Origin of the sequence: Aeromonas sp. R1-1 (assembly GCF_040908495.1) — a bacterium.
Classification (GTDB): Bacteria; Pseudomonadota; Gammaproteobacteria; order Enterobacterales; family Aeromonadaceae; genus Aeromonas; species Aeromonas veronii.
This window is the reverse complement of record NZ_JBFODV010000221.1, coordinates 20,650-37,788: the sequence shown is the minus strand read 5'-3', so window position 1 is coordinate 37,788 and position 17,139 is coordinate 20,650. Positions and strand designations below refer to the sequence as shown.

The window sequence follows — 17,139 nt, the reverse complement described above, 5'->3', positions numbered from 1 at the left end:
ATATCTCGCTCATCGGTGACGCGACGCAGTTCAGCCTTGAGGCGCCGAATTTCGGCTTGCTGGCTGTAGTCATGCTGTTGCTGCGCTTCGGGTTGCATGACCAGCCTCAACTGTGGCGACTCCAAGTGTGGCTGACAGACATGCCCAAGTAGTTGAACGATAGAAAAAAGACCGGCCACAGTGCCGGTCTTTTTATTGCTGTTTTTATGCGCAATCACATCAGGCGGCCAAGTGATTTGTTGCGCGATAGTAAAATCGGGCGTAGCGTTGAGGGTAATAAAACTGTCACGGCCGTGTGGTTTCAATGACATCTGAGATTCACACGCGTGGCCCTTCAGTGCCAAGGAGGATGCTTATGGACAATACGGACCGAAAGCTGTTTATCCTGGATACCAACGTTCTGCTTCACGAACCCCTCGCTATCTACTCCTTCAAAGAGCACGACGTGCTCATCCCCATGACGGTGCTGGAAGAGCTCGATAACATCAAGGATCGCAACAAGGATGTCAGCCGCGACGCGCGGGTGGCCATTCGTGCGCTGGAAGATGTCTTCCGCGATGCAACCCCGGATCAGATCACCCAGGGCGTGCCGCTGGCTGGCGAAGCGAGCGGCAATATCTGCATCTTCAGCGATCACCATCTGCCGCAGGATGCCGAGGTGTTTACCGACAAGGAGGCCGACAACCGCATCATCAACGCGGCCCTCTATCTGCAAAAGCACGAGTTGAAGCGTCAGGTGGTGCTGGTCACCAAAGACATCAACATGCGCCTCAAAGCCAAAGGGGCCGGGCTTGCTCACGTTGAAGATTACCGTAGTGACCAGTTGATCGATGATATCCGCCTGCTGGCCAAGGGTTTTCAGGTGGTGCCCGGCAGCTTCTGGGAGCGGGTTGGCGAGTGTGAGAGCGAGACCCACGGCCGCGACACCATCCATGTGATCGATGCCAACCTGCTGGAGGGGGTTCACGTAAACCAGTATCTGGTGGATGAAGAGAATTTCTTCGCAGCCCGGGTGCTCAGTCACGACGGCAACAAAATCCGCATCAAGGATCTGGGTCGCGAGCGACTGATGTCCCGCAAGGCGTGGGGTGTCCATCCCAAGAACGTCTATCAGGGGATGGCGCTGGATGCACTGCTCGATCCGCACATCGATCTGGTGATCCTGACCGGCCCGGCCGGTTGCGGCAAGACCTTGCTGGCAATGGCTGCTGCGCTGGAGCTGGTGATTGAGAAGGGCATTTACGAGAAGGTGATCGTCACCCGGAATACCCCGGAAATTGCTGAAAGCATCGGCTTTCTGCCCGGCACCGAAGAGGAGAAGATGATGCCCTGGTTGGCGGCGGTGACCGACACCCTGGAGGTGCTGCATAAGCAGGACGAGAACATGAGCGGCTCGCTCAGCTACATCATGGAGAAGGCCAATATCCAGTTCAAATCGGTCAACTTCATGCGCGGGCGCAGCATCCAGAACACCTTCGTGTTGCTGGATGAGTGCCAGAACCTGACCGCGTCCCAGATCAAGACCATCATCACCCGCTGCGGCGAGGGCACCAAGATCGTCTGCTCCGGTAACCTGGCCCAGATCGACTCCAACTACCTGAGCCCGGTGACCTCGGGTCTCACCTACATCGTCGAGCGCTTCAAGGATTTTGACGGCAGTGCCAACATCTTCCTCAACGGCGTGGTGCGCAGCCGACTGGCTTCGTTCGCCGAGGAAAATCTCTGATTTAACGGGAGCTCTGCATGTGAAAGGGGAAGCCATCCGGCTTCCCCTTTTTTGAGCCCGTCGCCGGTCATGAGCCCTGCGTACGACCCAGATAGCGTAGTAGCCCGGGATGATCGCTGTTTTGCAGAATATCCGGCTTTCCCTGCAGGGCGATCCGCCCCTCGTCCACAAACAGCACCTGATCGGCAATCAGCTGGGCATCTTCCGGATTGTGGGAGACCATCAGTACGGTAATGCCCTGTTCGCAGGCTAGCCTCGCCACTTCCGCCAGCATCTCCCGGCGCAGGGCGGGATCGAGGGCAGAGAAGGGCTCATCCAGCAGCAGCAGCGGTTTGCCGCGCACCAGCGCGCGAGCCAGCCCGACTCGCTGCTGCTGGCCGCCGGAGAGCTGTTCAGGCTGGCGGTTTAACATCTCGCCAAGACCAACCCGTGCGGCTGCATCGATCACCTGTGCCCGTTGGGCTGCACTCAGGCGCAGACCCGGGTGCAAGCCGATGGCGATGTTGTCGAACACCGAAAGGTGGAGGAACAGGTTGTGATCCTGAAACAGGGTGGTGACTGGTCGCTCGGCGGGGCCCAACGGCAGCAGATCTTCGCCATCGAAGCTGAGACGGCCTGATTCCACCGGCACGAAGCCGGCGATCATCCCGAGCAGGGTCGACTTGCCCGCGCCGCTTGGGCCAATCAGCGCGGTGATCTCCCCTTTGGGCAGCTTCGCGCTGAAGCTGACGCGCCAGTCGGGGTAGCTGGTCACCAGCGTATCAATGTTCAGCATGTTTTCCTCCAAGCCCCCGTTCCACCAGCCAGAACAGGGAGAAACAGAGTGTCAGCAGCAGCAGGGCGGTGGCGGCTGCCTCGGTCAGCCGATAACTGCCGAGCTGCTGGTAGAGCAGCCAGGGCAGAGTGGTGAGCTCCTGACTGCCAAACATGGCGATGGCGCCAAGATCCCCCAGCGAGAGGATCATCGACAGCGCCATCGCCAGTGCCAGCGGGCGGCGCAGCAGCGGCCACTCCACCAGTCGCAGGCGATGCAGGCCGCGAACCCCCAGACTGTCCGCCAGCCGATCGTATTGGCGCACCACCAGTTGCATGGGGGCGGAGAGGGTGCGCATCACATAGGGCAGCGCCATCAGGGCGTTGACCAGCACCACCAGCCAGGGGCCGAGGGCGAACACGTCGGCAAAGGGCATAAACAGGATGAAGAGACCGGTAGAGAGCACCACGGCCGGGATCATCAGGATCATCGAGCCGCTGGCCTCCCACAGGGCAGCAGCCCGTCGCTTGCGAGCCCGTACTCGCAGATGACGGCTGGTGAGCAGCAGTGCGCCACCGAGCAGGGTAGCCAGGGTGCCTGCCGCCAGTGCAATCAACAGCGACTGGCCGCTCGCCTGCCACAGCTTGGCGGAAGTGAGCGCCGTCAGCAGGCCGGGGTGGAGGCCGGCGACGACGATGGCAAGCAGCGGTGGCAGAAAGATGGCGAGGCCGATACCGAGCGAGAGCAGATCCACCACGGCCGTGCCCAGCTGATGACGGTCCGGCCGCTGGCAGGGACGACGGGGAGTCACCCGACTGGCCGGGGTACTCTGCAGCTTGTGCTGCAGGGCGAGCAGGGCGGCGGTCAGGATGAGCTGCACCAGCGCCAATCCGCCCGCGGTGGCGAGATCGAAGTCAAAGCGCAGCGCCTGATAGACGGCCACCTCCAGGGTGGTGGACTTGGGGCCGCCGCCCAGCGCCAGCACGGTAGTGAAGCTGGTGAAGCAGAGCATAAAAATGAGGCTGGCCAGCCCCGGCAATATACCGCGGATCAGCGGCCACTCCAGCAGCCGGAAGATATGGGATGAGCGCATGCCGAGCTGGCTGGCGAGGCGCCAGCTCGATTCGGGGATGCTCTCTATGCTCTGCAGCATCAGGCGTGCCGCCAGCGGCATATTGAAGAAGACATGGGCCAGCAGGATACCGAACAGGCCGTAGAGATAATTGCCGGGAGCCAGCCCCAAGGTGCGCAGCAGCTGCGGCAGCCATCCCTGTTTGCCGTGGACAGCCACGATACCGAAGATGGCGATGATGACCGGCAGCACCAGCGAGAGACCAAATAGTTTAATCAGCAGGGTGCGGCCAACGAAGCGCCGCCGCGCCAGCGCGCGGGCCACCGGAATGGCCAGCCCGAGACTGAGCACGGTGGAGAGCAACGCCTGCCCCAGACTGAAGCCCAGCACATGGCGCAGATAAGGATCTGCGATCAGGGTGCGGGGGGCCAGCGAACCGGCCTGCAACAGCAGGGCCGCGAGCGGCCCGAGGGATAACAGCAGGATCAACAGGGTGGCTGCACTGCCCGGCAGCCACCAGAGGGGACGAGCCTGTGGTTTCAGATAACGGCTCACTGGGTGACGGCTTGCAGCCACTCGCGGATCCACCCTTTGCGATTGGCGGCCACCTCATCGCTGCTGAAGGCGAGCGGCTTGGCTACGGTGATCATCTGCTCGAAGCCCTTGGGCAGCGGCGTGTCGATCACCGGATACATCCAGTTGCCGGTCGGGATCTCGTTCTGGAAGGCGGGGCTCACCATAAATTGCAGGAACTGGTCAGCCAGCTTCTCCTGTTTGGCGCTCTTCAGCTTGGCGGCCACTTCTACCTGACGGTAGTGACCCTCTTCGAAGGCGGCAGCCTGATACTGGGGCTTGTTCTCGGCAATCAGGTGATAGGCCGGAGATGTGGTGTAGGAGAGCACCATGTCCGCTTCGCCATCGAGGAACATGCCATAAGCCTCTGACCACCCCTTGGTGACGGTGACCGTCTTTTTGGCAAGCTCGGCCCAGGCGGCAGGCGCCTTGTCGCCGTAGACAGACTTCATCCACAGCATCAGCCCCTGCCCCGGGGTTGAGGTGCGGGGATCCTGATAGATCACCTTGAGGTCGGGACGCTCCACCAGCTCTTTCAGGCTCTTGGGCGGCTGCTTGAGTTTGTCTTTGTCATAGACGAAGGCGAAGTAGCCGTAGTCGTAGGGGACGAAGGTGTCATCCTGCCAGCCACCCGGCACCTTGATGCCATCCAGCTTGGCAGGATGGGGGGCGAACAGGCCGCTCTGCTTGGCTTCGCTGATGAGAGCATCATCGAGCCCCAGCACCAGATCGGCTTTGCTGTGGTTGCCCTCCAGCCGCAGCCGGTTGAGGATGGCGACCCCATCTTCGAGGGGAACCAGATTGAGGGTGCAGCCGCACTCTTTTTCGAAGGCCTGTTTGATCTTGGGCCCCGGACCCCACTCGGCAGTGAAAGAGCTGTAGGTATAGACGGTGAGGGTGTCGGCGGCGAACACATTGGCCGACAGCAGGCCGGTGGTGACCAGCAGCAGGGTCTTCATGGGTGGCACTCCCTATTACTTGTTAATAACGAGGTGCCAGCGGGTGAGGGCGCAAAAAATGAGCGCCATGCCTCAAATTCCTCCGCCAGCATTATCTGGATCAGGTACACGGGTATAATCTCAGCGGTAAACCGCACCCCGTTTGAGAAACGAACCGCATTGTATTAACGTTCTTTTGGGTAGACCAGCACAATTGTGCAATACCCATGAGATGACGCCCACCCAACAGAGGATGTTCGCGTGCTTACCAATACCAAGGAAAGGCGTGCCTTTGCGCGCATGGTCATCAATGCTCCGGTCACCGTCTATCAGCAGCAGCTGGTGCTGGAGGGGATCTGCCGGGATCTCAGTGCCAACGGCATGGGGATTGCGGTCTCTGAACACCAGCTCGACATCAATCAGCCCATCCGGATCAGTCTTGCCACCAACAACAACCTGTTGCCCCCCTTTGAAGCCCATGCCCGTATTATCCGGGTGCTGGAGGAGGAGAGCGGGTTGCTGCTGGCGGTAGAGTTTCTGCCTCAGGGTTAATCCTCTCTCCCCATCGGCAGAGGGAGGGGATTAGCCTTTTTCCTGAACCGGCTGCACACTCAACTGCTTGCTATCGACCAGCGTTTTGCTGGTCGATGCTATTTGGCCTGCAGGCAAGGTAGCGGGACCGGTAGGTTCGAGCAGCAGGTAGTTTTGCCCCTGCCAGTTGAGGGTCACATCCCCCGGCTTGGCGGGCAGGTCAACGGCCAGCAGGGCATGGCCGGGGACGAACACCATGGCCTGTTTCAGCTCGGGAAAGAGCTGAGCCAGCATGGCGGCCATCAGGGTTACCTTGCTGTCGCAGTCCCCCCGGTTCTGCTCCAGCACCTGACGGGGCGGGAGAAAGCCCTTGCCCTGTCTTCCATTCAGGCTGTCGAGCTGCTGATAGGGGATGCTCTGGATAAAGGTGAGCATATGGGCCACGGTCTTCTGGCGCGCTTCCGTTTCGGTACTGCCTTGCTGCTTGAGTTGATCCGCCAGTGGAGCCAGCCCGCTGCGACTCTCCAGCGCGATGCGCACATGATCCTGCTTCACCGCCAGCTGCCCGTCCGGGGTGTTGAAGTACTGGAAGTAGTGTTTGGTCAGCCACGCCAGCTCCTCTTTGCTCCGCTTGGATTGCAGAAAGGCCATCGCCTCGCGCGCCTTGTCCTGATTGCGGCTTTTCAGATGCAGCTCCAGCGAGGGACGAGCGAGGGTGAACTGCACCTCGGGGTAGTTCTGGCGCACCTCCCGCAGCAACACCTGCAACACCTCCTCCTGCATTCTCGCCGGACGATAGGCGATAAGGGGCGGCAACTTGCCCTGTTCGAGCCGGTAGGTGAGCTGTTGGGGTTTGCCTTCGCTATCCTGCCAGCCGACGCTGATCTGGCCGAGGCTGTTGTTGAAGCTGGTTTGGCTGGCCCCCGCAGGCAGGGCAAGCAGCAGGGCACAGAGCAGAGGAATTGCCGTCGGTCTCTTCATCATCCTTTCCTGTGGCACGGGCCAGTTCCGGTGGCCCAAATTGGGAAGCGTAGCGGACAGTAAAACAGGGAGCCGAAGCTCCCTGTTGATTCTACTCGTTTTTTTGCAACTGGCGCGTTAAATCCAGCTTGGCTGCTTCGCCTCGAAGGCGCTGATGGCGGCCTCGTGCTGCAGGGTCAGACCGATGGCATCCAGCCCGTTGAGCAGGCAGTAACGGCGGAACTCGTCGATCTCGAAACCGAAACTGAGCTCACCGGCGCGCACCTGATTGGCCTCCAGATCCACTTCAATCTGGATGCCCGGTTTGGCGGCCACCAGCTGGAACAGGGCGTCGACCTCTTCCTCCTTCAGGCGTACCGGCACCATGCCATTGTTGATGGCGTTGCCGTAGAAAATGTCGGCAAAGCTCGGGGCAATGATGGTCTTGAAGCCGTAGTCGGCCAGCGCCCAGGGAGCGTGCTCGCGGCTCGAGCCGCAGCCGAAGTTCTCGCGGGCCAGCAGAATGCTGGCACCGGCGAATTGCGGCTGGTTCAGTACAAACTCGGGGTTGGGCTGCTGGCCGGCATCGTCGAGGAAGCGCCAGTCGTGGAACAGGTGCTTGCCAAAACCGATGCGGTTTACTTTTTGCAAAAACTGTTTGGGAATGATGGCGTCGGTGTCGACGTTGGCGCTGTCGAGGGGGACGACGATCCCTTTATGCTGTTTGAATCCTGTCATCGAAATGTCCTCTTACAGTGCACGAATGTCGGCGAAGCGGCCGGTGACGGCGGCGGCGGCGGCCATGGCCGGACTCACCAGATGGGTGCGGCCGGCACGGCCCTGACGTCCTTCGAAGTTGCGGTTGCTGGTGGAGGCGCAGCGCTCCCCCGGTTGCAGCCGGTCGTTGTTCATCGCCAGACACATGGAGCAGCCGGGCAGGCGCCACTCAAAACCGGCCTCGATGAAGATCTTGTCCAGACCCTCGGCTTCGGCCTGCGCCTTCACCTGCTCGGAGCCCGGCACCACCAGCGCCTGCACGCCAGCGGCTACCTTGCGACCGCGGGCGATGGCGGCGGCAGCACGCAGATCCTCGATGCGGCTGTTGGTGCACGACCCGATAAACACCTTGTCGATGGCGACGTCGGAGAGCTTCTGACCCGGTTGCAAGTCCATGTAGGCGAGCGCCTTGCGGGCGGACTGCTGCTCCATCAGATCGCTGAAGGATTCCGGCGCCGGAATGGGTTCATTAACGGCAATCACCTGACCCGGATTGGTCCCCCAGGTGACCTGCGGGGCGATATCAGCGGCGTCCAGCACCACTTCGGCATCGAAACGGGCACCTTCATCGCTCTTGAGGCTCTGCCAGTAGGCGATGGCCTGCTCCAGCGCCTCGCCTTTGGGGGCGAACTCCTTGCCGCGAATGTAGTCGATGGTGGTCTGGTCGGGGGCTATCATGCCCGCCTTGGCGCCGAGCTCGATGGCCATGTTGCACACCGTCATCCGTCCTTCCATGGTGAGCCCTTCGATGGCTTCGCCGGCGAACTCCACCACATAACCGGTACCACCGGCGTGGCCGACCTTACCTATGATGGCCAACACCACGTCCTTGGCACTGATACCCTCGGCCAGCTTGCCGTTGACCGAAATGCGCATGGTCTTGGCGCGGCCCTGTTTCAGGGTCTGGGTGGCCATCACATGCTCCACTTCGGAAGTGCCGATGCCGAACGCCAGCGAGCCGAAGGCACCATGGGTGGCGGTGTGGGAGTCGCCGCAGACGATGGTGGTACCGGGCAGGGTAATGCCGAGCTCGGGGCCCATCACATGGACGATCCCCTGATATTTGTGGTTGAGATCGTAGAGACGAACACCGAACTCCTTGCAGTTGGCGGCCAGCGTCTCCATCTGGATGCGGGCCATCTCGCCGGAGGCGGCGATGTCCTTGGTGGTGGTGGAGACATTGTGATCCATGGTGGCCCAGGTCAGATCCGGGCGACGCAGCTGGCGGCTCATGGCGCGCAGGCCGTCGAATGCCTGCGGGCTGGTCACTTCATGCACCAGGTGGCGGTCGATGTAGATGAGGGGGGTTTCCCCTTCCACTTCCCGCACCACGTGGGCGTCGAATACTTTCTGATAGAGGGTCTTGGCCATTGCTTCTCTCTTCCTTGTTCTCTGTTATGCGGCTCAGATCCGGGCGGCGATCTGGCTACCCATCTCGGACGTGCTCTGCACCGGATGGCGGGCGCTGGCCTGATGCAGGTCGGCGGTGAAGTAACCCTCGGCCAGGGTCTGGGCCACGGCCTGCTCGATGGCTTGAGCTGCGGCTTCCTGGCCCAGGCTGTAGCGCAGCATCAGGGCGGCGGAGAGGATCTGGGCGATGGGGTTGGAAATCCCTTTGCCGGCGATATCCGGGGCCGAGCCACCGGCCGGTTCGAACAGGCCGAAACCCGATTCGTTGAGGCTGGCGGAGGGGAGCAGCCCCATGGAGCCAGTGATCATGGCACACTCGTCGGAGAGAATGTCGCCAAACAGGTTGGAGCAGAGCAGCACGTCGAACTGGGACGGATCCTTGATGAGCTGCATGGTGGCGTTATCGATGTACATATGGTTGAGGGTTACGTCCGGATAGGACTTGGCGACTTGTGTCACCACCTCGCGCCACAGAATGGAGGAGGCGAGCACGTTGGCCTTGTCGATGGAGGTGACCTTGGCCTTGCGAACCCGGGCCGACTCGAACGCTATCTTGGCGATGCGCTCGATCTCGAAGCGGTGGTACACCTCGGTGTCGAATGCTTTCTCGGTGGGGCCCTCCCCTTCACGCCCCTTGGGCTGACCGAAGTAGATGCCGCCGGTCAGCTCGCGCACGCAGGCGATGTCAAAACCGCGATCGGAGATGTCGGCCCGCAGCGGCGAGAATTGCTCGAGGCCGGTGTAAATACGGGCCGGACGCAGGTTGCAGAACAGCTTGAAGTGGGCGCGCAGGGGCAGCAGGGCGCCGCGTTCCGGTTGATCGTTGGGGGGCAGATGTTCCCATTTCGGGCCGCCCACCGAGCCAAACAGCACGGCATCGGCCGCTTCACAACCTTTGATCGTGCTTTGCGGCAGCGGGGTACCGTGGTTGTCGATGGCGATACCGCCCACGTCATGGTGATCATACTCGAAGGCGAGGCCGAACCTGGCCTGCACCTTCTCCAGCACCTTGACGGCTTCGGCCATCACTTCCGGGCCAATGCCGTCACCCGGCAATACTGCAATCCGATAACTGCTCATACACTCTCCATTCTGATATTGTCTTTGAGATCCCTCTGCCCGTTTTTCCCGACGCTGCGCGCGGTTCCCGGTTCAGACGTTCCCCGTCCCGATGTTGTCATTCCATGCCGTCTGTGTGGCTGCGAGTCCTGCTCAGACGGTTTCCGATTTGATGCTGTCATTCCATTCCATCTGTTTGGTTCCGAGCCCTGTTCAGACGGTTTCTGATTTGATGCTGTTATTGCGCTCCATCTGCTCGGCCACCTGATCGGCGCGCCAGATGCTGTTGATCACATGGAGCAGGGCGTGGGCCGAGGATTCGATGATGTCGGTGGCCAGTCCCATGCCGTGGAATTTGCGCCCTTTGTACTCGGCGACGATATCGACCTGACCGAGGGCATCTTCCCCTTCGCCCTTGCTCTTGAGGGCGTATTTGTCGATGCGGATCTCATAGCCGGTGATGCGGTTGATGCACTGGTAGACCGCATCCACCGGGCCGTTGCCGGTAGCCGCTTCGCAGATCAGATCCTGTCCTACCTTCAATTTGACCGAGGCGGTGGCCAGTACCGAGCTGCCGCTCTGCACCCCGAGGTACTCCAGTTTGAAGTGCTCCGGCTCTTCGTGGATCTGGCTGAAGAAGGCCAGCGCTTCGAGGTCGTAGTCGAACACCTGACCCTTCTTGTCGGCCAGGGTCAGGAATTTGCCGTAGAGGTGGTCGAGGTCGTAGCTGCTCTCGGCGTACCCCATGGACTCCATCCGGTGCTTGATGACGTGGCGGCCGGAGCGGGAGGTCATGTTGAGGTTGTTCTGGGTCAGGCCAATGCTCTCGGGAGTGATGATTTCGTAGGTATTTTTCGCCTTGAGCACCCCATCCTGATGGATGCCGGAGCTGTGGGAGAAAGCATTGGCACCGACGATCGCCTTGTTAGGTTGCACCGGCATGTTGCAGAGCTGGCTGACCAGCGTGCTGGTGCGATGAATTTCGTTGTGGCGGATATTGGTTTGCACCCCGAGCAGGTCGGCGCGGGTTTTGAGGATCATCGCCACCTCTTCCAGCGAGCAGTTGCCCGCCCGTTCGCCGATGCCGTTGATGGTGCACTCGATCTGGCGGGCCCCCATCTGCACCGCGCCGATGGAGTTGGCCACCGAGAGCCCCAGATCATCGTGGCAGTGGACCGAGATGATCGCCTTGTCGATATTGGGGACCCGGTTGAACAGGGTGTGGATGATGCCGGAGAACTCGGTCGGTACCGTGTAGCCCACGGTATCGGGGATATTGATGGTACGGGCCCCCGCCTTGATGGCGGCCTCCACCATGCGGCAGAGATTATCGATCGGCGTGCGGCCCGCATCCTCGCAGGAGAACTCCACATCATCGGTGTAGCGCAGGGCGTGCTTGATGGCGCCGATCCCCATCTCCAGCACATCCTCGAAGCTCTTTTTCAGCTTGCTCTCCACATGGATGGAGGAGGTGGAGATAAAGGTATGGATGCGAAACGCCTCGGCGACCCGCAAGGCTTCGCCGGCGGCGTCGATATCCTTGGGCAAGGCGCGGGCGAGGGCGCAGACCCGGCTGTTTTTGATGTGGCGGGCGATGGTCTGCACCGATTGAAAATCGCCGGGAGAGGAGACTGGGAAGCCCACCTCCATGACGTCGACACCGAGTCGCTCCAGTGCCTGGGCGATCTGCAGCTTCTCCTTGACTGTCAAACTGGCCGCCAGGGCCTGCTCACCATCACGCAAGGTGGTGTCGAATATGATGACCCGATCTGACATGTGACTTCCCTCTTCCTAAGTTCGGTAACGTGCATCCTGCGGCGGCATAAAAAAACCCGTGCAGGGTGCACGGGTTTTTGTAAATTCCGGCTATGCCTTAGCCCGGCTACAAGGATCCCGCGCGAGTTAACGCGATTAGGGAGATTAGTAGTAGCGGGGTGGCGATACGCATGACGTTGTTATTCCTTCCAGTCGATAACGCTTTTACCAATATCGAGATTTTTATGCTGTGTCAACACGGAAGGTCAGGGGCAATCTGCTGACGTATTTAATCGGATTGTAAAGGATTGCAAATTTCCTTGTCCCATATTCGGCCCATGACCGATTATCTGGTCATTCCTGCTGTGCTCTATTCTCTGCACAACCAGATCGACTTATCAGCATTGGCTGAATTATCTGAGGTGTTAAATGGAAAAACGTAGACCTGGTCGTCCGGTCGGACGTTCTGACATTCGTGACAAGTTGCTTGCTGCCGCCCGTGAGCGTTTTCTCAATACTCCCTATAGCAAGGTAACTACACGCGAAATCGCGGAGCTTGCTGGCTCCAATCTGGCAATGATCCACTACTACTTCGGCAGTAAAGAGGGTCTTTACAAAGCGGTGCTGGGCGATGTCGCCGAGCCCCTCGACCATGCCTGGCAAGATGAACACAGCAATCACAGCCTCAACGAGCTGCTCAACACCTACTATCAGGTGATGGCGCCCAACAGCGAGCTGACCTCTGCCATCTCCAGCGCATTGTCGACCGAGAAGAGCCCGGGCCGGGATTTTGTGCTGAACCGCCTGCTGGAACGCCAGCTGCCGCAGTTCGATGCCCTGCTGGAAACCATGAAGTCCAATGGTGAGCTGGGTGACAACCTGGATCCCGACATGCTGAAGATCTCCTTCCTCAGCATGATGTGGCAGCCGTTCGTGATGAAAGATCTCTACGAGCAGGTGTTTGGCCTGAAAGTGGATGAGCACTTCATGGCTCGTCTGGCGGACCACAACTGCCGTCTGATGGAGACCGGTCTGCGCGGCAGCCACTGATTTTGCCGCAACATCGAGATTAATAAAGGGCCATTCGGCCCTTTTTTCATAAATCTGTTATCCCTTGTTCAACGTAACGTCATCCCGCTTTCTTACTCTGCAAGCAGAATTCAGGGAAGGAGGGGATATGAACAAGATCCAGCAATGGGACCTGCAGGTGTGCCGGGTCTGCCTGCTTCACGGCTACAACCGGCAGCAGGCGAGGGTGAGTCGTCTCATTTCCCGCACCGGAGATGGCCCGCTTTACGCCGTGCTGGCCGCCCTGCTCTGGTGGCAGGGGGAAGCAGAGCGGGAACTGGTGCGACTGGCGCTGCTTGCCTTCGCCATCGAACTGCCCCTCTATCTGCTGCTGAAAAACAGCCTGAAACGGCAACGGCCGGTCGGCTTGCCGGTCTTTATCACCCCCTCCGATCGTTACAGCCTCCCCTCCGGCCACACCGCCGCCGCTTTTCTGATGGCCACCATACTGGCCACCGGCTTTCCGCTCTGGGCGCCCCTGCTGTTTGGCTGGGCGGCGCTGGTGGGAGCATCCCGGTTGCTGCTCGGGGTGCACTACCTGAGTGATCTGGTAGCCGGTGCCCTGCTGGGTGGCGGTTGCGCCGTGCTGGCGCTCGGCTGGAGCCACTCATGAGGATACTGTTTGGGGTGCAAGGCACCGGCAACGGCCATATCAGTCGCAGTCGCACCCTGGCGCGGGCGCTGCGCACGGCAGGGGTCGAGGTGGATTATCTCTTTAGCGGCCGCCCCGCTGACCGCTACTTCGACATGGAGGAGTTTGGCTCCTACCGCGCCTTTCCCGGCCTCACTTTTGTCAGCCACGAGGGGCGAGTTTCTCCGTGGCGCACCCTGCAAGCCGCCTCGCCGCTCACCTTCTGGCGGGATCTGCGGGCTCTCGATTGCAGCGAATACGATCTGGTGGTGAGCGATTTTGAGCCGCTGACCGCCCATGCCGCCCGCCGCTATGGCAAGCCGAGCCTCACCGTCAGCCATCAGGCCAGCTTCAACTGGCCCATCCCGCGCTGGGGGGAGGATGGGGTCAGCCGCCAGCTGATGCGCCACTTTGCTCCTGTGGATCAGCCGCTCGGGCTGCACTGGTTTCACTTCGGTCACCCTTTGCTGCCGCCGGTGATCGATCCCATCGCCGCTGCGCCGGATAACGGCGAGATCCTGGTCTATCTGCCGTTCGAGCAGACCGAGGCGATCGCCGCCCTGTTGTCGCGCTTTGGTCAGCAGCGCTTCGTCTGCTTTCATCCCGCCATTCGTACCCCCAGCCAATGGCGCAACCTGCGCTTCGAACCGCCATCGCGGTACGGGTTTATCGCCGTGCTGGCCGGTTGTCGCGGCGTTATATCCAACGCGGGTTTCGAGCTGGCTTCCGAGGCGCTCACCCTCGGCAAGAAGCTGCTGGTCAAGCCCCTCGGCGGCCAGTTTGAGCAGCTGACCAATGGCAAGACCCTCGAGATGATGGGGCTGGCGACCCTGATGGATGTGCTCGATGCCAATCTGGTGCGCACCTGGCTCGACAGCGCCTCGCCCGGGGCTGTCTGTTACCCCGATGTAGCAGGGGAGCTGGCCCGCTGGCTGGCGGCGGGCCCTGACGAGAGCGTGGCCTCTCTGTCGCGGCGGCTCTGGGCTCGCACTCTGTTTCCGGAGGAGGTGAGTGATCGCCTGAGCGAGCTGGATGGGGGCGACTGTTTATCCAGTTGCTGGTTATCGCAAGTGAGCGTTGTTGACTAGACTGAAAGGCGATCCCACCAAGGAGAGGACGGAGCAAATGCGCTTTACCAATGAAAACGGCGAAGTCATGAACCTGGCTGACAATCTCACCCTGCACGAGTTGCTCGATATGGGTGTCAGCATTTCGGTCAGTGAAGAGACCGATCCGGATCAGCAGATCTGGCTGGCGGAGCCGGATCAGGACAACTGAGTCATCATTCGGCATCAAGCCCACCGCTGAGCGGTGGGCTTTTTTGTGGCTGTTTTTCCCCTCTGCGGAATGATCCGCTGGCCATTCCCCGACTTCCTTCCCTTTTGTCTCATGGTCGCTGCGGCAAGTCATTGAATGTTAATAGCCGGTTGAAATGTATGACTGTTCTGGTCAGATAAAGCCGTGGACAAGCGTTATGAAGCGGGTTAAGTTGGTTTTTCACCCTATTTTCGGGTGAATGACGGAAAAATCCTTTTTTTCTACTGTCGACGGGGCTGAATTGGGCCGATCTGCATTCAGATAACAACAAGAAACGGATCGGGCCGTGCCGGGAAGCACGGCATCGTCGGCGGGATTCGCTAAACGGAGCAAAGCCTGGAGGGCTTTATCATGGAGATGTTATCAGGCGCCCAGATGGTGGTTAGAGCGCTGGAAGATCAGGGAGTTGAGCACGTCTTCGGCTACCCTGGTGGCTCAGTGCTCGACATCTATGACGCTCTCTTCGAAAACGGCAAGATGGAGCATGTCTTGGTGCGGCACGAGCAAGCCGCGGTTCACATGGCTGACGGTTACGCCCGTTCCACCGGCAAGGTGGGGACTGTGCTGGTAACGTCGGGCCCGGGAGCGACCAACTGCATTACCGGTATTGCCACCGCCTATATGGATTCCATTCCGCTGGTGATCCTCTCCGGCCAGGTGCCGACCAGCATGATCGGTGAGGATGCGTTCCAGGAGACCGACATGATCGGTATCTCCCGCCCGGTGGTAAAGCACAGCTTCCTGTGCAAGAAGGCAAGCGATATTCCCGAGGCCATCAAGAAGGCCTACTACATTGCTGCCAGCGGCCGCCCGGGGCCGGTGGTGGTGGATCTGCCCAAAGATGTGCAGAACCCGAAAGAGAAATTCCCTTACCAGTATCCCGAGACGGTCTCCCTGCGCTCCTACAACCCGACCAAGTCTGGCCATAAAGGGCAGATCAAGCGGGCAGCCAAGCTGCTGGTGGATGCCCAGCGCCCGGTGATGTACGTGGGCGGCGGCGCCATCAACGCCAATGCGGACCATCTGGTGACCAAGCTTGCGGAGCTGCTGAACCTGCCGGTCACCACTACCCTGATGGGGTTGGGCGCCTTCCCGGGCACCCATCCGCAATCCATCGGAATGCTGGGGATGCACGGTACCTTCGAAGCTAACAAGACCATGCACAACTCGGATCTTATCTTCGCCGTGGGTGCCCGCTTCGATGACCGCGTCACCAACAACGTGGCCAAGTTCTGCCCCAATGCCACCGTGGTCCATATCGATATCGACCCCACCTCCATCTCCAAGACGGTGCAGGCCCATGTGCCCATCGTCGGCTCGGTGGAGACTGTGCTGGAGCAGATGCTGGAGGTGATCCGCGAGTGTGGCTTCGATAACGACAAGGAGGCGCTGGCGGACTGGTGGAGCCAGATCAACCAGTGGCGCTCCCGTCACTGCCTTGCCTACGAAAAGTCGGCCAGCCAGATCAAGCCGCAGCAGGTGATCGAGACCCTCTACAAGGTGACTCAGGGTGAGGCGTTCGTCGCCTCTGACGTCGGCCAGCACCAGATGTTTGCTGCCCTCTACTACCCGTTTGCCAAACCGCGCCAGTGGATCAACTCCGGTGGCCTCGGCACCATGGGCTTCGGTATTCCGGCCGCCATGGGGGCCCAGTTTGCCAACCCGGATGCGGTGGTCTGCTGCGTCACCGGCGACGGCTCGGTGCAGATGAACATTCAGGAGCTCTCGACCTGCATGCAGTACGGGGTGCCCATCAAGATCATCTCCATCAACAACCGTGCGCTGGGCATGGTCAAGCAGTGGCAGAAGATGTTCTACGGCGGCCGTCACAGCCACTCCTACATGGAGTCCCTGCCGGACTTCGTCAAACTGGCGGAAGCCTACGGCCACGTCGGTATCGCGGTGAGCGATCCGGCCGAGCTGGAGAGCGCCATGGAGAAAGCCTTCGCCATGAAGGATCGGCTGGTGTTCATGGATATCTCGGTCGACCCGGATGAGCACGTCTATCCGATGCAGATCAAGTTTGGTGCCATGGATGAGATGTGGCTGAGCAAGACGGAGAGAACCTGATGAGACATATAATTTCCGTTCTGCTGGAGAACGAATCCGGCGCCCTGAGCCGGGTGGTGGGCCTCTTCTCCCAGCGCGGCTACAACATCGAGACCCTGACGGTGGCACCGACCGAGGATCCCACCCTGTCACGCATGACCATAGTCACCATGGGTGACGAGCGGGTGCTGGAGCAGATCCAGAAGCAGCTGCACAAGCTGGTGGATGTGCTCAAGGTGTGCGACCTGAGTGAAGGGGAGCATATCGAGCGGGAGATCGCGCTGGTCAAGGCGCGCGCCGCCGGTGGAGCCCGTGACGAGCTGAAACGGCTGGCGGATATCTTCCGTGGCCAGATCGTCGACGTCACCCCGGAGCAGTACACGGTACAGCTGGTGGGTACCAGCGAGAAGCTGGATGCCTTTATCAAGACTGCGGCCCAGACCAACGAGATCATCGAAGTGGTGCGCTCCGGCGTCTGCGGCATCTCGCGGGCAGACAAGGCGCTGCGGCCCTGATGGC

General features: G+C 60.4%; 16 protein-coding genes, 1 pseudogene and 1 riboswitch. Of the genes and pseudogenes, 8 read left to right on the top strand and 9 right to left on the bottom strand.

Annotated features, from left to right (window positions below):
- Positions 1-311 (bottom strand): annotated as a pseudogene (locus AB5Y92_RS14940) (hypothetical protein); the annotation flags it as partial.
- 44 nt (positions 312-355) lie between these two features.
- Between AB5Y92_RS14940 and AB5Y92_RS14935 the strand changes: the two are divergent.
- Positions 356-1,726: a PhoH family protein gene (locus tag AB5Y92_RS14935; RefSeq protein WP_005358170.1), complete on the top strand. Its 1,371-nt coding sequence runs from the start codon at positions 356-358 to the stop codon at positions 1,724-1,726.
- A gap of 67 nt (positions 1,727-1,793) precedes the next feature.
- On the opposite strand, the gene thiQ is transcribed toward AB5Y92_RS14935, so the two are convergent.
- Genes thiQ through thiB form a run of 3 tightly spaced genes read right to left on the bottom strand, consistent with a single transcriptional unit; the run spans position 1,794 to position 5,084 of the window.
- Positions 1,794-2,501 carry a thiamine ABC transporter ATP-binding protein gene (gene thiQ, locus AB5Y92_RS14930; protein WP_201988172.1) on the bottom strand — a complete coding sequence of 236 codons (708 nt, stop codon included), beginning with the start codon at positions 2,499-2,501 and terminating at the stop codon, positions 1,794-1,796.
- On the bottom strand, positions 2,488-4,107 hold the full coding sequence (thiP, locus tag AB5Y92_RS14925) for a thiamine/thiamine pyrophosphate ABC transporter permease (protein ID WP_368227049.1): 1,620 nt from the start codon (positions 4,105-4,107) through the stop codon (positions 2,488-2,490). The genes thiQ and thiP overlap by 14 nt, the downstream gene beginning before the upstream one ends.
- Positions 4,104-5,084 carry a thiamine ABC transporter substrate binding subunit gene (gene thiB / locus AB5Y92_RS14920; RefSeq protein ID WP_042080522.1) on the bottom strand — a complete coding sequence of 327 codons (981 nt, stop codon included), beginning with the start codon at positions 5,082-5,084 and terminating at the stop codon, positions 4,104-4,106. Before thiB ends, thiP begins: the two co-directional genes overlap by 4 nt.
- A gap of 60 nt (positions 5,085-5,144) precedes the next feature.
- Positions 5,145-5,235: riboswitch (TPP riboswitch) on the bottom strand.
- Positions 5,236-5,324: 89 nt separating this feature from the next.
- Between thiB and AB5Y92_RS14915 the strand changes: the two genes are divergently transcribed.
- Entirely contained in the window at positions 5,325-5,615 is a 291-nt protein-coding gene (locus AB5Y92_RS14915; RefSeq protein ID WP_005339160.1) for a PilZ domain-containing protein, read from the top strand.
- 30 nt (positions 5,616-5,645) lie between these two features.
- On the opposite strand, the gene AB5Y92_RS14910 is transcribed toward AB5Y92_RS14915, so the two are convergent.
- The 5 genes from AB5Y92_RS14910 to leuA all read right to left on the bottom strand — a co-directional run bounded on the left by AB5Y92_RS14910 (position 5,646) and on the right by leuA (position 11,576).
- The gene (locus AB5Y92_RS14910) at positions 5,646-6,575 is read right to left on the bottom strand and encodes a hypothetical protein (protein WP_069555887.1); all 930 of its coding nucleotides are present in this window, start codon (positions 6,573-6,575) and stop codon (positions 5,646-5,648) included.
- Positions 6,576-6,692: 117 nt separating this feature from the next.
- Positions 6,693-7,292, bottom strand: coding sequence for a 3-isopropylmalate dehydratase small subunit (gene leuD / locus AB5Y92_RS14905; protein WP_041210376.1), 600 nt, complete (start codon positions 7,290-7,292; stop codon positions 6,693-6,695).
- A gap of 12 nt (positions 7,293-7,304) precedes the next feature.
- The gene (leuC, locus tag AB5Y92_RS14900) at positions 7,305-8,702 is read right to left on the bottom strand and encodes a 3-isopropylmalate dehydratase large subunit (protein ID WP_201988169.1); all 1,398 of its coding nucleotides are present in this window, start codon (positions 8,700-8,702) and stop codon (positions 7,305-7,307) included.
- A 33-nt stretch (positions 8,703-8,735) separates the two neighbouring features.
- Positions 8,736-9,821: a 3-isopropylmalate dehydrogenase gene (gene leuB / locus AB5Y92_RS14895; protein ID WP_368227048.1), complete on the bottom strand. Its 1,086-nt coding sequence runs from the start codon at positions 9,819-9,821 to the stop codon at positions 8,736-8,738.
- 192 nt (positions 9,822-10,013) lie between these two features.
- Entirely contained in the window at positions 10,014-11,576 is a 1,563-nt protein-coding gene (gene leuA, locus AB5Y92_RS14890) for a 2-isopropylmalate synthase (RefSeq protein ID WP_123173743.1), read from the bottom strand.
- 408 nt (positions 11,577-11,984) lie between these two features.
- Here leuA and AB5Y92_RS14885 point away from each other — a divergent pair, with 408 nt between their 5' ends.
- From AB5Y92_RS14885 to ilvN, 6 genes are all read left to right on the top strand, one after another.
- On the top strand, positions 11,985-12,605 hold the full coding sequence (locus AB5Y92_RS14885) for a TetR/AcrR family transcriptional regulator (RefSeq protein ID WP_005349170.1): 621 nt from the start codon (positions 11,985-11,987) through the stop codon (positions 12,603-12,605).
- A gap of 127 nt (positions 12,606-12,732) precedes the next feature.
- A complete protein-coding gene (locus tag AB5Y92_RS14880; RefSeq protein WP_005339149.1) occupies positions 12,733-13,236 on the top strand; it encodes a phosphatase PAP2 family protein in 504 nt (167 codons plus the stop codon).
- Positions 13,233-14,342: an MJ1255/VC2487 family glycosyltransferase gene (locus tag AB5Y92_RS14875; RefSeq protein WP_368227047.1), complete on the top strand. Its 1,110-nt coding sequence runs from the start codon at positions 13,233-13,235 to the stop codon at positions 14,340-14,342. The genes AB5Y92_RS14880 and AB5Y92_RS14875 overlap by 4 nt, the downstream gene beginning before the upstream one ends.
- Before the next feature lie 37 nt (positions 14,343-14,379).
- Positions 14,380-14,532: a hypothetical protein gene (locus tag AB5Y92_RS14870; RefSeq protein ID WP_005341188.1), complete on the top strand. Its 153-nt coding sequence runs from the start codon at positions 14,380-14,382 to the stop codon at positions 14,530-14,532.
- Positions 14,533-14,922: 390 nt separating this feature from the next.
- Positions 14,923-16,641 carry an acetolactate synthase 3 large subunit gene (locus tag AB5Y92_RS14865; protein ID WP_368227046.1) on the top strand — a complete coding sequence of 573 codons (1,719 nt, stop codon included), beginning with the start codon at positions 14,923-14,925 and terminating at the stop codon, positions 16,639-16,641.
- Positions 16,641-17,135, top strand: coding sequence for an acetolactate synthase small subunit (gene ilvN / locus AB5Y92_RS14860; protein WP_005311605.1), 495 nt, complete (start codon positions 16,641-16,643; stop codon positions 17,133-17,135). The genes AB5Y92_RS14865 and ilvN overlap by 1 nt, the downstream gene beginning before the upstream one ends.
- The last annotated feature ends 4 nt before the right edge of the window (positions 17,136-17,139 follow it).

Bases quoted from the DNA above. Each gene is read 5' to 3' on its own strand.
- AB5Y92_RS14935 (WP_005358170.1), top strand. From the start codon at position 356: ATGGACAATACGGACCGAAAGCTGTTTATCCTGGATACCAACGTTCTG.
- thiQ (WP_201988172.1), bottom strand. From the start codon at position 2,501: ATGCTGAACATTGATACGCTGGTGACCAGCTACCCCGACTGGCGCGTC.
- thiB (WP_042080522.1), bottom strand. From the start codon at position 5,084: ATGAAGACCCTGCTGCTGGTCACCACCGGCCTGCTGTCGGCCAATGTG.
- AB5Y92_RS14910 (WP_069555887.1), bottom strand. From the start codon at position 6,575: ATGAAGAGACCGACGGCAATTCCTCTGCTCTGTGCCCTGCTGCTTGCC.
- leuD (WP_041210376.1), bottom strand. From the start codon at position 7,292: ATGACAGGATTCAAACAGCATAAAGGGATCGTCGTCCCCCTCGACAGC.
- leuC (WP_201988169.1), bottom strand. From the start codon at position 8,702: ATGGCCAAGACCCTCTATCAGAAAGTATTCGACGCCCACGTGGTGCGG.
- leuB (WP_368227048.1), bottom strand. From the start codon at position 9,821: ATGAGCAGTTATCGGATTGCAGTATTGCCGGGTGACGGCATTGGCCCG.
- leuA (WP_123173743.1), bottom strand. From the start codon at position 11,576: ATGTCAGATCGGGTCATCATATTCGACACCACCTTGCGTGATGGTGAG.
- AB5Y92_RS14885 (WP_005349170.1), top strand. From the start codon at position 11,985: ATGGAAAAACGTAGACCTGGTCGTCCGGTCGGACGTTCTGACATTCGT.
- AB5Y92_RS14880 (WP_005339149.1), top strand. From the start codon at position 12,733: ATGAACAAGATCCAGCAATGGGACCTGCAGGTGTGCCGGGTCTGCCTG.
- AB5Y92_RS14875 (WP_368227047.1), top strand. From the start codon at position 13,233: ATGAGGATACTGTTTGGGGTGCAAGGCACCGGCAACGGCCATATCAGT.
- AB5Y92_RS14870 (WP_005341188.1), top strand. From the start codon at position 14,380: ATGCGCTTTACCAATGAAAACGGCGAAGTCATGAACCTGGCTGACAAT.
- AB5Y92_RS14865 (WP_368227046.1), top strand. From the start codon at position 14,923: ATGGAGATGTTATCAGGCGCCCAGATGGTGGTTAGAGCGCTGGAAGAT.
- ilvN (WP_005311605.1), top strand. From the start codon at position 16,641: ATGAGACATATAATTTCCGTTCTGCTGGAGAACGAATCCGGCGCCCTG.